Raw genomic sequence first — 14,449 nt, 5'->3', positions numbered from 1 at the left:
GCTACTTCGCATCCGCGTAGGTGTCGACGGTGGAGATGTGCAGGGGGAAGCGGACCGGGCAGGAGGCGCCGAACACCAGTGCCGACGTCTCCTCCACCGCGTCCGTGATGCACGTCTGCACCGCGGCCGCCAGCTCCTCCGGCGCGTGCACGATCACCTCGTCGTGCTGGAAGAAGACCAGGTGCGCCGGCGGCGGCAGGCGTAGCCGCAGGGTGGCGATCAGCACCGCGGTCCAGTCCGCGGCACTGGCCTGCACCACGAAGTTCCGGGTGAACCGGCCCCAGTCGCGCGCCGCGCGCAGGGCGCGGGCGTCGGACGAGCCGGAGGCGTCGCCGGTCAGGGCGCGCCACGCGGCCGACGGCGACGGCGAGGTCCGGCCGAGGCGCGACACCACGCGCTCACCGCGTTCCCCGGCCAGGGCCGCGTGCTCCACATAGGACACCGCGGCCGGGAACCGCTGGCGCAGCAACGCCAGCAGCGGACCCGCCTCCCCCGAAGTGCCGCCGTACATCGCCGAGAGCATGGCGATCTTCGCCCGGCCCCGGTCGTCCAGTTCGCTGCTCCGCGGCCCGGGCACCGTCCGTCCGCCGGCGAACATCGCCTCGGCCAGGCTGGTGTACAGGTCCGTCGCGCCCGAGACCTCAGCGAGCCGCCGGTCCCCGGACAACGCGGTCAGCACCCGCGGCTCCAGCTGCGCGGCGTCCGCGACCACCAGCTTCCACCCCGGATCGGCCCGGACGCACACCCGCAGCGTGCGCGGGATCTGCAGCGCCGCCCCGCCGCCACTGGCCCACCGCCCGGACACCACCCCGCCGACCACCCAGATCGGCCGGAACCGGTCACCCCGCACCCACGTGTCCAGCCACGCCCAGCCGGTCGCCGAATGCAGCCGCGACAGCTCCTTGTACTCCAGCAGCGGCGCCACCGCCGGGTGCTCGACACCCCGCAGCACGTGCGCCCGCGCCGACGGCACGTCGATACCCGCGTGGGCAAACGCCTTCACCACACCGGGCGGGTGGTCCGGGTTCACCGGCCGCCCGCCGAAAGCCGCGCTGATCTCCTCAGCCAGTTCCGCCAGCCGCCGCGGCCGCTGCCCGGCCGGGACCCGCGGGCCGAGCAACTCGGTGAGCAGCTGGTCGTGTACGTCCGCGCGCCAGGGCAGCCCGTCGAAGGCCATCTCGGCGGCGGCCAGCCCGCTCGCCGACTCGGCCGCGGTGAGCAGCCGGAACCGCTCCGGGTGCGGGGTCGCCGCGATCCGCCGCTCCTGCGCGTCCAGCACCGCCTCCGCCGCGTCGGTCGCCCGCGTGCCCGGCGGCAGCCCGGAACCGCGGGCGTCGAACAGCGCCGGCTGCGCCGTCTCGTGCGGTGGCGGGGGATCGGGTGGCGGCTCCAGCCCCTTCAGCCGCGCCCACGCCCCGGCCAGCCCCTTCGGCTCGCCGGACTTGCCCTCCGCCGCCAGCAGCAGGCCCTCGACCAGGGACAGGTCGTGCCCGCGATCGACCCGCACCCCGGCCCGCAGCAGCACCGGGTACACCTGGTGCGCCGCCGGGAAGACCCAGCGCGGCCGGTGCTCCCGCTCCAGCTCGGCCACGCGCTTGGCCAGCTCGGCCGCGCTCACCATGTCCGACCCGGCCACCTGGGCCGAACCGCGTGCACGCAGCGAGTACCGCTCCTCTCCTTCATCCACCACGAACAAGTGCACACCGGAGATTGTGCGCCTCGCCACCGACAGAAACCGGCACCCTCGACAAGGGCGGCGCGGTCCGAATACTGTCGAACTGCGCATACCGTCGGTATGGCAAACCCGTCCGCCGCAGCAACGGAGGTGCCCGGATGAAGTACCCGACCACTGTTTCCGAGCTGGTCACCAAGGTGACGGACACCGCGCGGAGCGTCGGGGTGCTGTGGCAGGCCGGGCTGGTCCCCTTCCCGAGACTCGACGAAGGGCTGCGCTCGCTGGTCGCGGTGCGCCGGTTCGGCCCGTTCGCCGGGGCCAACCACATCTCGGCCCGCCGCAACGCCCAGGCCGTCGGCCTGGTCGACGAACTCGGCCCGCTGACCTTCAAGCAGCTCGACGACCGCTCGAACGCGCTGGCCAGGGCCTGGTCCGAGCGCGGCATCGGGGTGGACACCGTGGTCGCCGCGCTCTGCCGCGACCACCGCGGGCTGGTGATCGCCACGCTCGCCACCGGCAAGCTCGGCGCCCGCCTGCTGCTGATGAACACCGGCTTCGCGAAACCCCAGCTGACCGACGTGGCCCAGCGCGAGAAGGTCAAGGCGCTGGTCTACGACGAGGAGTTCACCGAACTCCTGTCCGGTGTGGACGGCGACCGCTACCTCGCCTGGACCGAGCCCGGCAGTGGCGAGCACGACGTGCCGGTGCTCGACGAGCTGATCGCCAGCGCCGACGACCGCCCGCTGCCGAACCCGCCGAAGCCCGGCGGTTTCGTGCTGCTGACCAGCGGTACCACCGGCACGCCGAAGGGAGCGCCGCGGCCGAGCGTCTCCGCGCTGGACTCGGCGCAGCTGCTCGACCGCGTCCCGCTGCGGGTGGGGGAGAGCACCTTCCTCGCCGCGCCGATGTTCCACGCCACCGGCCTGTCGCAGTCCATCCTGTCCTTCGCGCTCGGGTCGAAGGTGGTGCTGCGGCGCAAGTTCGACCCGGAGGCCACGCTGCGCGGGATCGCCGAGCACCGCTGCACCGCGCTGGTGGTGGTGCCGACCATGCTGCAGCGGATCGTCGACCTCGCTCCCGAGGTGATCGCGAAGTACGACACCTCGTCGCTGCGGATCATCTTCGTGGCCGGCTCGGCGCTCTCGCCGGACCTCGGCAACCGGGCGACCAAGCTGTTCGGCGACGTGGTGCACAACCTCTACGGCTCGACCGAGGTCGCGGTGGCCACGGTGGCCACGCCGGAGGACTGGCGGAAGGCGCCGGGCACGGTCGGGCGCGCGCCGGTCGGCTGCAAGGTGGTGCTCTACGACGACCAGGGCGTGCGGATCACCGAGCCGGGCGTGACCGGGCGGGTGTTCGTCGGCAGCGGGCTCAGCTTCACCGGCTACACCGACGGCAGGCACAAGGAGATCATCGACGGCCTGCTGTCCAGCGGGGACGTCGGCCACTTCGACGAGAACGGCCTGCTGTTCATCGACGGCCGGGACGACGAGATGATCGTCTCAGGTGGTGAGAACGTCTTCCCGATCGAAGTGGAGAACCTGCTCGTCGAACGCGAGGACGTGATTGAGGCTGCGGTGATCGGGGTAGCCGATGACGAGTTCGGCCAGCGCCTGAAGGCGTTCGTGGTCCCGGCTGAGGGCGCTGACCTGGGCGAAGAGGAGATCCGGTCGTACGTGAAGGCGAACCTGGCGCGCTACAAGGTGCCGCGGGACGTCGAGTTCCTCGGCGAGCTACCCCGCAACGCGACCGGCAAAGTCCTTCGTTCACAGCTGAAGTAGCCGCAAGATCACCTACGAAAGTAGGTCAGCTCCACTCGATCCCGAACACGCCGGGGCCGAAGTCGAGCGCGACCGCGTGGACCGCGTTCGCGTCGTCGATTTTCAGCTCCCGGCGGGCTTCCGGTTCCCGGGTGTTCCGCCGGGTGTACTGCCAACATTTCTCCGGAATCTTTTGCTGGTGGAAACTTACTTCCAAGAGGTATTCCCGCACCGGCCGGTGGAATTCGCGGAACTGCGCCCGCCGCCATTCCGGGTTGGGTGGTCCCTCATTGGTCAGCGAGTACTCGATCAGCTGCGTCTCACCCCGGTCGATGGGCCGGTCGAACAGCAGCTCCGCCACGGTCAGCCCGTGCTCGCTGTCCACCTCCACCTGGCCGAGGTGGCAGTTGCGCAACGCGGTCAGTTCGGGGGCCTCCGGCTGGCCCTGGTCGTACACCAGCAGCCACCGGTCCTGCGCGTCCGCGGTGGCCTGGAACACGGCCCGCGCGGTGACCACCCGCGGCGCGTCGTTCCCGCCCACCGCGCAGTGATCGTGCAGTCCGACGAGCTTCAGCGACTGCTGCTGGTCGAGCGCGTGGGGTGCGCCGATGCGGTCCAGCATCGGCTTCAGCACGGTCTGTGCCGGGGTGGGCACGGAGCGCCCGCGACGGGACGAAGCGCCCCTCGGCCGGGGCGGCGGGAGGAGCCCCAGCAGCGCCCCGCTGGTCAGCTCCAGCACCTCCTCCAGCACCCGCACCGCGGAAATGGAGCTGGCCCGTTCCGGCTGCCGTTTTCCGGACTGCCAGTAACTGAGCGCGGTCACGCTGACCGAAACCCCGCGGGACTGCAATCGGGCCTGAATCCGGTCCAGGCTCAGGCCGCTGCCGGAAATGGCGCCGCGCAGCGCGGCGGCGAACGCGGTCGGCTCCTCGGCCATGCGATTTCCCACCCCCGGGACCGGCTACTCGTCGGTAACGATAGGGAGAACATTAGCAGTGATCTGTAACGACTTCGGTTGGTAGCTCGGTGCTAACTTGTACTCCGAACGGAGTAATCACGTACGGGTGAACGGCCCAGTACTGGTAACTGTGAATCATTGCCGGGGTGTCCGCCGCCGGGATTGCATGGCTGCCACGCAACCCAGGTCGGGAACGAGAAAGGCAGCTCATGGCGAACTCTCGGAAGCTTCGGCGCGGTACCACGGCAGGTGTCGCCGCCGCGGGCATCACGGCAGCGGTGGCCGCCTTCACCGCGGGCCCCGTGCAAGCGGCGGAAGGCCAGATCCTCGGCGCCAACGACGCCAATGCCGTCGCGGACAGCTACATCGTGGTGCTCAAGGGTGGTGCCGCCGCGCAGGGTGACGTCAAGGCGGCGGTGAGCACGCAGGCGCAGACCCTGGCCTCGCAGTACGGCGCCGAGGTCAGCCGGACCTACAGCTCCGCGCTGGAAGGCTTCTCGATCAAGGCCACCGCGGCCGAGGCCAAGAAGCTCGCGGCCGACTCCAAGGTCGCCTTCGTCTCGCAGAACAAGACGGTGCACGCCACCGAGACCCAGCAGAACCCGCCGTCGTGGGGGCTGGACCGGGTGGACCAGAAGGACCTCCCGCTGGACAAGGCCTACAACTACGACACCACCGCGGAGAACGTCACCGCGTACGTGGTCGACACCGGTGTGCTGGCCGACCACCCGACCTTCGAAGGCCGGGTGTCCGGTGGCAAGGACCTGATCGACAACGACGACGACCCCTCCGACGGCAACGGGCACGGCACGCACGTGGCCGGCACCATCGGCGGCAAGGAGTACGGCCTGGCCAAGGGCGTCAAGATCGTCCCGGTCCGGGTGCTGGACGACAACGGCAGCGGCACCACCGAGCAGGTCGTCGGCGGGATCGACTGGGTCGCCGAGAACGCCAGCGGCCCGTCCGTGGCGAACATGAGCCTCGGTGGCGGCGCGGACGAGGCGCTCGACGCCGCGGTCCAGGGCGCCATCGGCAAGGGCGTGACCTTCGCGGTGGCGGCGGGCAACGACTCGGCCGACGCCAACGACTACTCGCCCGCCCGCGTCAAGGAAGCCATCACCGTGGCCTCCAGCGACGACCAGGACGCCCAGTCGACCTTCTCCAACTTCGGTGAGATCGTCGACATCTACGCCCCGGGCACGGACATCACCTCCGCCTGGAACGACGGGGCCGAGAAGACCATCAGCGGCACCTCGATGGCCACCCCGCACGTGGTCGGCGCCGCGGCGCTGTACCTGGCGGCCAACGAGTCGGCCACCCCGGCCGACGTGGCCGAGGCCCTGACCGGCGCGGCCACCCCGGACAAGATCACCAACCCGGGTTCGGGCACCCCGAACAAGCTGCTCTACACCGGTAAGTGAGCTTGAGCTGAGCAATCGAGCGGGGCCCGGCGCGAACGCCGGGCCCCGCTTGTTACTTGCTAGTACGGTGTGGGGCATGACCGTGCGGAAGAGGATCGTGATCACCGGCGCCAGCTCCGGTCTCGGGGAGGGCATGGCCCGCCAGTTCGCCGCTCGCGGCCGGGATCTGGCGTTGTGCGCGCGCCGGACCGACCGCCTGGACGCGCTGGCCGCCGAACTGCGGGAGGCGCACGGGGTGACCGTGCTGACCCAGGCGCTCGACGTGACCGACCACGACCGCGTGTTCGCCGTGTTCAAGGAGTTCCGCGAGGAGTTCGGCACGGTGGACCGGGTGATCGTCAACGCCGGTCTCGGCAAGGGGCAGCCGGTGGGCACCGGCCGGTTCGACGCCAACAAGCAGACGCTGGAAACGAACTTCGTCGCCGCGCTCGCGCAGGCCGAAGCCGGGATGGAGATCTTCCGCGACCAGGGCGCCGGGCACCTCGTTTTTGTCTCCTCGTTCACCGCCCTGCGCGGGCTGCCGAAGAACATGACCGCCTACGCCTCGTCCAAGTCGGGGCTGGCCGCGCTGGCCGAGGGCATCCGGGCCGAGATGACCGGCACCCCGATCAAGGTGACCACGCTGCTCCCCGGGTACATCGACTCCGAGATGACCGCACGCGCGTCCCGCCGCAACCCGCTGCAGGTCGGCGCCGAGGCCGGGGCGGTGGCGATGGTCAAGGCCATCGAACGCGAACCGGGCAAGGCGTTCGTGCCGACCTTCCCGTGGCTGCCGCTGAGCCTGGTGGTCCGGCTGGCGCCGACCTCGCTGCTGCGGAAGTTCGCCTGATGGGCGCGATCTACCTGATCCGGCACGGGCAGGCGTCCTTCGGCGCCGAGGACTACGACCGGCTCTCCGACCGCGGTATTCGGCAGTCCGAAGTGGTCGGTGCCGAACTCGCGCGGCGCGGGGTGGAGTTCGCGCAGGCGCGCTGCGGTTCGCTGTCGCGGCAGCGGGCGACCGCGGCGGGCGCGCTGAAGGTGCTGGGCGGTCCGGCCGAGGTCGGTGAGGACGCCCGGTGGAACGAGTACGACCACATCGACATCGCCCAGCACCACGGCGGCGGCATCTCGCAGGACAGCGCCGATCCGCGTGCCTTCCAGGCCGCGCTGGACCAGGCGCTGGTCGACTGGGTGCTGGCCGGTGACGAGAGCCCGTGCGCGGAGAGCTGGCCCGCGTTCCTGCACCGGGTTTCCGGCGCGCTGGCGGATCTGGCCGGCGCGCTGGGCAAGGGGCAGGACGCGGCGGTGTTCACCTCGGGCGGGGTGATCGCGGTGATCTGCGGGGCGCTGACCGGGACCCCGGAAGCCGGACTGGTGAAGTTCAACCGGGTGACGGTCAACGGCGGGATCACCAAGCTCGTCTCCGGACGTGGTGGGGTGAGCCTGCTGTCGTTCAACGAACACGCGCACTTCTCGGGGGAAGCCGAAGCTCTGCTCACCTACCGTTGAGGAGTTCCCATGAAGCCGTTCGGCCAGGTCCGCTTGTTCCCGGTGAACGGGCACGGGCCGGAAGACGTGGTGGTGGCCGCCGACGGTGCCGTCTACACCGGACTCGATGACGGCCGGATCATCCGGCTCACCGACGACGGGCGCCGGATCGACCTGGTCGCCGACACCGGCGGGCGCCCGCTCGGCCTGGAGCTCTACGGCGAGGACCTGCTGGTCTGCGACGCCTCGCGCGGGTTGCTGGTGGTGTCGCCGACGTCGGGCGCGGTGAAGGCGCTGGCCACTTCGGCGCTGGGCAAGCCGATCCTGGTGTGCAACAACGCCGCGGTCGCCGCGGACGGCACCATCTACTTCTCGGATTCGTCGGACCGCTTCCCGCTGTCGGCCTGGCGGGAGGACCTGATCGAGCAGCACGCCGGCGGGCGGTTGCTGCGGCGGGCGCCGGACGGGGAGATTTCCCTGGTGGGCGCCGGACTGCAGTTCGCGAACGGGGTGGCGCTGGCGCCGGACGAGTCGTTCGTGGCGGTCGCGGAGACGGGCGCGTTCGCCGTCCGGCGGTACTGGCTGGACGGCTCGGGGCGCAGCGATCTGCTGGCCTCGGACCTGGCGGGGTACCCGGACAACATCTCGACCGGTGGTGACGGGTTGATCTGGGTGACGCAGGCGAGCCCGCGCGTGCCGGCGCTCGACCTCGTCCGGCGCCTGCCCGCCCCGCTGCGCCTCGGCGTCCGGCGGCTGCCCGCCGGTCTGCAACCGAACCCGGCCAGGACCACGGGCGTGCTCGGGATCTCCACGGACGGGACCGTGGTGCACGACCTCCGCGGTGAGATCCCCGGCTTCCACATGGCCACCGGGGTGCGGGAGCGGGACGGGCTGCTGTACCTCGGCAGCCTGGAGGAACGAGCGATCGCGGTCACCGCCCGCTAGCCCGGCCCTACACGGCTGTCTCGTGCAGCTCGGCCATTCCGGCGTCGACGGTCACCTCCGGCCGGTACCCCAGCTCCGCGCGGGCGCGGGTGATGTCGTAGCTGCGGTCGCGGCCCATGATCGCGACCAGCCAGTTGGTCAGCGGCGGCGGCGTGGGGCGGCGCGCCAGCCGCCACACCCGGTCGAGCACCCCGGCGACCGGTGAGGCGACGGCGAGCGGAAAACTCCGCGCGCGGCTGACGTCGGCACCCATGGTCTTCAGCAGCGCGGTGAAGAAGTCCCGGATCGGCATCGGGGTGCCGTCGGTGACGTAGTAGACGCCGCGGTCCTTGCCGCGGGTCAGCGCCGCGGCCGTCGCGCTGGCGAGGTTGCCGACGTGGACGAAGTCCATGACGTGCCGTCCGTGGTCGATCCAGGCGAACTGCCCGGCCGCCGCCTCGCGCATCGTGGTCATGCCCCGGCCCCAGATGAACGGCGGCCGCAGCGTGACCAGCGTCATCCCGGGCGTGGTGGTCCGCGCCAGCGCGCGTTCGGTCGCGAGCTTGACCCGGCCGTAGGCGATGATCGGCCGTCCGGTCGGCGTCGCCTCGTCGACCACCGCGGGCTTGCCGCGCCGGTCCGTCGACACGGCGGCGGCGCTGATCAGCACGAACCGCTGGACGCCCGCGGCGGCCGAGGCGCGGAACAGGGCCACGGTCGGCAGGTGGTTGTCCCGCTCGAAGCCGGCGTCCGGTCCCCAGAATTCCATGCGCGCGGCCGCGTGGATCACCGCCGCGCACCGGTCGAGGGCGGCCGTCCAGGCAGGCGCTTCGCCGGAGTGGAAGTCGGCGAGATCGCCGAGGACCGGCGTCGCCCCGGCCCGCTCCACCCGCCGCGCGGCTTCGGGACCGCGGGCCAGCGCCCACACGGTGTGGCCGTCCGCGATCAGCCTGCTGATGAGGTGCTTTCCGGCGAACCCACTGCCGCCGGTGAGGAAGATGTCCATGGGACCGATGCTGGGCCGCGCGCCGGTCCGGTGGAAGCCACCGTTCTTCCTGGTACAGCTGGTACCACGTCACGAGCGCGAACCTGCGGGAAGATGACGTCCATGACCGAACTCGGTGTCGCACTGCGGGCGTGGCGGGACCGGCTCGACCCCGGCGCCGTCGGGCTCCCGCACCAGTCACCCCGCCGGGTGGCCGGCCTGCGGCGGGGCGAACTGGCGCAGCTGGCCGGCATCTCCGCCGAATACGTGGTCCGGCTCGAACAGGGCCGGGCGTCGACCCCGTCGGCGCAGGTCTGCTCGGCACTCGCCCGCGCACTGCGGCTGTCCGACGACGAGCAGGCCCACCTCCTGCGGCTGGCCGGCCACGCCGCCGACCCGGCCCGCATTCCGCGCCTGGTCCCGGCCAGCGTGCACCGGATCGTGGAGCAGCTCGCCGCCAGCCCGGTCGGGGTGTTCGACGCCGCCTGGCAGCTGCTGCACTGGAACCCGTTGTTCGCGGCGGTCTTCGGCGATCCGACCAGCGTGGGCGACGACGAGCGCAACGCGCTGATCGCCCAGTTCGAGCACCACGCGACCCGGATCCGGCAGACCCCGGCGGAGCGGGTCGCCTTCGAGGAGTCGCTGGTCGCCGACCTGCGCGCGACGACCAGCCGGTACCCGGCGGACCCGGTCGTCGGTGCGCTGGTCGCCCGGCTCGACCGCGCTCCCCGGTTCCGCGAACTGTGGGCGCTCCGGTCGGTGGGCGACCACCAGGGCGCGCACAAGATCGTCGCCCACCCGGAGGTGGGGGACATCGCGGTCGACTCCAACGTGCTCACCACGCAGAACACGAACCTCCGCCTGGTGGTGGACACCCCGCGCAACGCGGAGGCCAGGAGCAAGTTCGACCTGCTGGCGACCATCGGCCTGCAGGAGATGACCTCGAAGAGCTAGGCCACGTGGTTCCGGTAGGCCTCGATGGTCTCCGCGAGCACCTCTTGTCCCGGTCGCGCCCAGAGTTCCTTGTTGAAGACCTCCACCTCGATCGGGCCGTCGTAGCCCGCGGCTTCGACGCAGGCACGCAGCCGCCGGTGGTCGATCGGGCCGTTGCCGGGCAGGGCGCGGCCCATCAGCGTGTCGGTCAGCGGGACCAGCTGGTCGCACACGTGGAACCCGGCGATCCGCCCGGCCGCCTTCGCGATCAGGTCCTCGATCCGCGGGTCCCACCACACGTGGAACTCGTCCACCACCACGCCCACCGCCTCCGCCGGGTACGGTTCGGCGATCGCCAGCGCTTGGTCCAAAGTGGACAACACCGACCGCTCGGCGCACTGCATCGGGTGCAGCGGCTCCAGGCCCAGCCGGACCCCGCGGTCCAGCGCGAGCGGTACCAGTTCCTCCACCGCGTCCGCCACCAGCTGCCGCGAGCGCACCAGGTCTCCACCGGCGATCCCGCCGACCACCAGCACCAGCACCTCGGCACCCAGCCGGGCGGCCTCATCGATGGCCACGCGCGTGTCCGCCACACCGTCCACAGGGGACCCGTCCGGCTGCACGCCGGTGAAGAAACCCCCACGGCACAACGAAGAAACCCGAAGTCCGTGTTCCTTCACGAGCCGCGCGGCTTCGTCGACGCCGACCTCGTCCACCTTGTTCCGCCAGAAGGCGATCCACCCCACCCCGGATTCCGCGCAGCCGCGCACGGCTTCCGGCAGCGACCACGAGTTCGTGGTGATCTGGTTCAGGCTCAGCTTGTCCATCACGCCACCCCCGCCACGCTCAGCAGCGAGCGCATCCGCGCCACCGCGAGATCCGGGTCCTCCAGCACGCCCGCCGCGTCGGCCAGGCGCAGCACGTCGGACAGGTGCACGATCGACCGCGCCGACTCCAGCCCGCCGATCATCCGGAAGTGGTCCTGGTGCCCCATCAGGTGGGCCAGGAACACCACACCCACCTTGTAGTGCGGGGTCGGCGCGCGGAAGATCTCCCGCGACAGGGCCACGGTCGGGTCCAGCAACTCCCGGAAGCCTTGCACGTCACCGGAATCGAGCCGGTTCAACGCCGCGCCCGCGACCCGCGCGATCGGGTCGAAGATGCCGAGCAGCGCCTCGCTGTGCCCCTGCTCGTCGCCCGCGATCAGTTCCGGGTAGTTGAAGTCGTCCCCGGTGTAGCAGGACACCCCGGCGGGCAGCGCCCGGCGGAAGCCGACCTCGATCTCCGCGTCCAGCACGGAAACCTTCACCCCGGCGATGGTGGCGGCGTGCTCGGTGCACAACTTCGCCAGTTCCGCGGCGGCGTCGCGGACGTCCGCGTGCCCCCAGTACCCGGCCAGCGCCGGGTCGAACTGCTCGCCGAGCCAGTGCAGCAGCACCGGCCCGTCGGCGTCGGCCAGCAGCCTGCCGTAGGCCGCGTGGTAGTCCTCCGGCCCGTTCGCGACCGCGGCCAGCGCGCGGCTCGCCATCACCACCGGCACCGCGCCCGCCGCGCTGACCAGCGCGAGCTGTTCCCGCCACGCCTCGACGATGGCGTCCATCGACGCGGGTCCCGGCGGCAGCTGGTCGGTGCCGACCCCGGCGCACCAGCGCCCGCCGGAAGCACGCGCCTCGGCGCCGGTGCGCCGGATCAGCTCCCGCGTGGTCGCCCAGTCCAGGCCCATGCCGCGCTGCGCGGTGTCCATCGCCTCGGCCACGCCCAGCCCGGTGTTCCACAGGTGGTGGCGGAAGCGCAGCGTGGTGTCCCAGTCGACGCGCACCTCGTGCGCCGGATCCCCGGCGGCCAGCGGATCGGCGACCACGTGCACGGCCGCGTAGGCCACCCGGGAGGTGACCGGAGCCGGTGCGGGGAGCGGCGCGGTCCGGCCGGTGGGGGAGAAGGGCTCGAGCGTCCGCTCGCGCGTGGGCAACAGCAAAGGGCTCATCGGCGGACTCCCGTGGATTGAAAGCGCTTTCTCAACAAGGTAGGCAAAACTCCGCGGAACGACAAGAGGCCGTCAGTGCAGTTCTGCGGCTGGACCGCTCATCAAGGCACTCCCGCGGTCAGGACATCCAAGGAAAGTTCCCGCACCACTGCTTCATCGACCTCCACGCCGAGGCCCGGGCCGGTCGGCACGTGCGCGGTACCGCCGTCCAGGCGCACGGTTTCCCCGGTGGCATAAGCGGAATCGACGAACTGCCTGCCGTTCAGGTCCACCGGTGTGCTGATGCCGAACGCGGCGAACAGGTGCAGCGAAGCCGCCAGCCCCAGATCCGAGTCGGTCAGGCCGGAGCCCATCAACCGCACGCCGCTGTCCTCCGCCAGCGCGCACAACCGCCGCGACAACGTCAAGCCGCCACTGCGCTGCACCTTCGCGATCGCCACGTCGACCGCGCCCAGTTTCACGAAAGTGGCCAGGTCGCTGGGGTGCCGCAGGCTCTCGTCCAGCGCCACCGGCACCGCCGACTCCGCGCGCAACCGGCCCAGCCCGACCACGTCGTTGGCGGGCAACGGCTGTTCGAAGGCGTGAACGTCCAATTCGGACAGCACCCGCGAGATCCGCACGGCCTCGTCCACCGCGTACGCCTGGTTCGCGTCCACCCACAGCGGCGCGTCCGGCCCGGCTGCCTCCCGCACGGCCCGAACGACGTCCAGATCTTCGTTGTGCAGCCCGATCTTCACCTTGAACGCGCGATAACCGGCCTCCCGGCCCTCGGCCACGCGCTCGGCCACCTCGCCGGGCGTCTGCCCGGAGACCATCCAGCCCAGCTCGATCTCCTCGGTCCGGCGCTGCCCCCACAACACCCCGACCGGCACCCCGAGCGCCCGCCCCAGCAGATCGTGCAAGGCCAGGTCGACGGCCGATTTCGCGAGTGGCGCACCGATCGAGAAGCCCCGGTTGATCGCCCGGTCGAACACCGCGGTCACCCCGTCGAGGTCCCAGCACGGCCGGCCCAGGATCGCCGGCGCCAGGTAGCGGTCGATGGTGGAGACGATGGACTCGGCGGTTTCGTAGGTCCACGCCGGAATGGGCGTGGCCTCGCCCCAGCCGCTGACCCCGTTCGCGCTGACCTTCACCAGCACGCGCACGCTGGGCCGCCCGGCCACCGCGACCGCCCCGCCCGCCACGCCGAACGAACGCAGCGTCGGCAGCGCCACGGCGAAGGTCTCGACCCGGTCGACCACCAGGTCCTTCATCGCCGCGCCGCCGTGCTCGAGCGCAGCACCACCTCGCCGGCCAGGCGCAGGATCCGGCTGCGGCTGCCCTTGTTGCCCTTGATCGCCAATTCCATCGCCTTCTCGCCGAGTTCCTCCAGCGGCAGCGCCACCGTGGTCAGCGGGGGATCGAGGTCGCGGACCACCGGGATGTCGTCGAACCCGGCGAGCGAGACCTGGCCGGGCACCGAGATCCCCGCCTCGCGCAACGCGGTGAGCGCGCCGATGGCCATCACGTCGGTCACCGCGAACACGCAGCCGCTGTCCAGGCCGCGCGAGATCAGCTCGTTCATCGCGTCGTAGCCGCCGTCGCGGGTGAACGGCGCTTCGACGATGTCGGCGTCGTCCAGTTCGATCCCGGCTTCGGCAAGGCCCTCGCGGAAACCGCCGAGCCGATCGACCACTGTGGTCAGTGCCCGCGGTCCGGACAGCACGGCGAACCGGCGATGTCCCTGCGCCAGCAGGGCTTTCGCCAGCGCGGTGGCGCCCTCGCGGTTCTCCGGTTGCACGGTGTCCACCCGGAGCGTGCGGTGCCTGCTGACCACCGCCACCTGGCCGCCACCGCGGCGGTACGGGTCGATCTCCGCGGCCAGCGCCTTCTCCCAGGTCTTGTCCTCGAACCCGGAACCGATCAGCAGGATCGCCGAAGCCCGCTGCGCGCGCAGCATGGACACGTAGGCGATCTCCTTCTGCGGGTCGCGGAAGGTGCTGGCCAGCATCACCAGCAGGCCGTTGTCCCCGGCCACCCGCATCACCCCGCGCGCGATGGCGGCGAAGTACGGGTCGCTCACGTCGTGGCAGATGACGCCGACCGTGCGGTGCGAGGCCCCGGCGAGCGCCTGCGCGTGCGCGTTGGGCGTGTAGGCCAGTTCCTCGGCCGCCGCGACCACGCGGTCCCGCAGGTCGGCGCGCACCTTGGTGGTGCCGTTGAGCGCTCTCGACGCCGTCGCCAGGGAAACCTCGGCGGCGCGGGCCACGTCCTCGAGCGTGACGTGCGGACGACCGTTCATCACGGCTCCCCTCTGGCGAACTCCTTGACCGGTCTGTCTGGTGTGCATACTCTACCTG

13 protein-coding genes are annotated in these 14,449 nt (G+C 71.6%); 6 read left to right on the top strand and 7 right to left on the bottom strand.

The features are described from left to right. Position 1: 1 nt before the first annotated feature. The gene (locus tag JYK18_RS01165; protein ID WP_374194977.1) at positions 2–1,702 is read right to left on the bottom strand and encodes a bifunctional 3'-5' exonuclease/DNA polymerase; all 1,701 of its coding nucleotides are present in this window, start codon (positions 1,700–1,702) and stop codon (positions 2–4) included. Positions 1,703–1,833: 131 nt separating this feature from the next. On the opposite strand from JYK18_RS01165, the gene JYK18_RS01160 reads away from it, so the two are divergent. Next, positions 1,834–3,456 (top strand): acyl-CoA synthetase, encoded by a 1,623-nt coding sequence (locus JYK18_RS01160; RefSeq protein WP_206799449.1) that lies wholly within the window; start codon positions 1,834–1,836, stop codon positions 3,454–3,456. Between the two features lie 25 nt (positions 3,457–3,481). Here the strand turns inward: JYK18_RS01160 and JYK18_RS01155 are convergent, their stop codons facing one another. Continuing rightward, the gene (locus JYK18_RS01155) at positions 3,482–4,372 is read right to left on the bottom strand and encodes a hypothetical protein (protein WP_206799438.1); all 891 of its coding nucleotides are present in this window, start codon (positions 4,370–4,372) and stop codon (positions 3,482–3,484) included. Positions 4,373–4,602: 230 nt separating this feature from the next. Between JYK18_RS01155 and JYK18_RS01150 the strand changes: the two genes are divergently transcribed. The 4 genes from JYK18_RS01150 to JYK18_RS01135 all read left to right on the top strand — a co-directional run bounded on the left by JYK18_RS01150 (position 4,603) and on the right by JYK18_RS01135 (position 8,229). After that, positions 4,603–5,814 carry a S8 family peptidase gene (locus tag JYK18_RS01150; RefSeq protein WP_206799437.1) on the top strand — a complete coding sequence of 404 codons (1,212 nt, stop codon included), beginning with the start codon at positions 4,603–4,605 and terminating at the stop codon, positions 5,812–5,814. 76 nt (positions 5,815–5,890) lie between these two features. Continuing rightward, positions 5,891–6,643: an SDR family oxidoreductase gene (locus JYK18_RS01145; protein ID WP_206799435.1), complete on the top strand. Its 753-nt coding sequence runs from the start codon at positions 5,891–5,893 to the stop codon at positions 6,641–6,643. Continuing rightward, entirely contained in the window at positions 6,643–7,305 is a 663-nt protein-coding gene (locus tag JYK18_RS01140; protein WP_206799432.1) for a histidine phosphatase family protein, read from the top strand. Before JYK18_RS01145 ends, JYK18_RS01140 begins: the two co-directional genes overlap by 1 nt. A 9-nt stretch (positions 7,306–7,314) precedes the next feature. Beyond that, complete coding sequence (locus JYK18_RS01135; RefSeq protein WP_206799430.1) at positions 7,315–8,229, top strand: SMP-30/gluconolactonase/LRE family protein; 915 nt, start codon at positions 7,315–7,317, stop codon at positions 8,227–8,229. 7 nt (positions 8,230–8,236) lie between these two features. On the opposite strand, the gene JYK18_RS01130 is transcribed toward JYK18_RS01135, so the two are convergent. Beyond that, a complete protein-coding gene (locus JYK18_RS01130; protein WP_206799420.1) occupies positions 8,237–9,214 on the bottom strand; it encodes an NAD(P)-dependent oxidoreductase in 978 nt (325 codons plus the stop codon). 102 nt (positions 9,215–9,316) lie between these two features. On the opposite strand from JYK18_RS01130, the gene JYK18_RS01125 reads away from it, so the two are divergent. Continuing rightward, the gene (locus tag JYK18_RS01125) at positions 9,317–10,147 is read left to right on the top strand and encodes a helix-turn-helix transcriptional regulator (protein ID WP_206799418.1); all 831 of its coding nucleotides are present in this window, start codon (positions 9,317–9,319) and stop codon (positions 10,145–10,147) included. Here JYK18_RS01125 and JYK18_RS01120 read toward each other — a convergent pair. The 4 genes from JYK18_RS01120 to JYK18_RS01105 all read right to left on the bottom strand — a co-directional run bounded on the left by JYK18_RS01120 (position 10,144) and on the right by JYK18_RS01105 (position 14,391). Beyond that, positions 10,144–10,953: a sugar phosphate isomerase/epimerase gene (locus JYK18_RS01120; protein WP_206799416.1), complete on the bottom strand. Its 810-nt coding sequence runs from the start codon at positions 10,951–10,953 to the stop codon at positions 10,144–10,146. The two genes, JYK18_RS01125 and JYK18_RS01120, sit on opposite strands and share 4 nt — an antisense overlap. Continuing rightward, entirely contained in the window at positions 10,953–12,110 is a 1,158-nt protein-coding gene (locus JYK18_RS01115) for a dihydrodipicolinate synthase family protein (RefSeq protein ID WP_206799414.1), read from the bottom strand. The genes JYK18_RS01120 and JYK18_RS01115 overlap by 1 nt, the downstream gene beginning before the upstream one ends. A 101-nt stretch (positions 12,111–12,211) precedes the next feature. Next, positions 12,212–13,363: a mandelate racemase/muconate lactonizing enzyme family protein gene (locus tag JYK18_RS01110; protein ID WP_206799412.1), complete on the bottom strand. Its 1,152-nt coding sequence runs from the start codon at positions 13,361–13,363 to the stop codon at positions 12,212–12,214. Next, positions 13,360–14,391, bottom strand: coding sequence for a LacI family DNA-binding transcriptional regulator (locus tag JYK18_RS01105; protein WP_206799410.1), 1,032 nt, complete (start codon positions 14,389–14,391; stop codon positions 13,360–13,362). The genes JYK18_RS01110 and JYK18_RS01105 overlap by 4 nt, the downstream gene beginning before the upstream one ends. Positions 14,392–14,449: the final 58 nt, after the last annotated feature.

The sequence above is a fragment of the Amycolatopsis sp. 195334CR genome (assembly GCF_017309385.1).
In the GTDB taxonomy this organism is placed as follows: Bacteria; Actinomycetota; Actinomycetes; order Mycobacteriales; family Pseudonocardiaceae; genus Amycolatopsis.
This window is presented reverse-complemented; position numbering and strand designations above follow the sequence as displayed.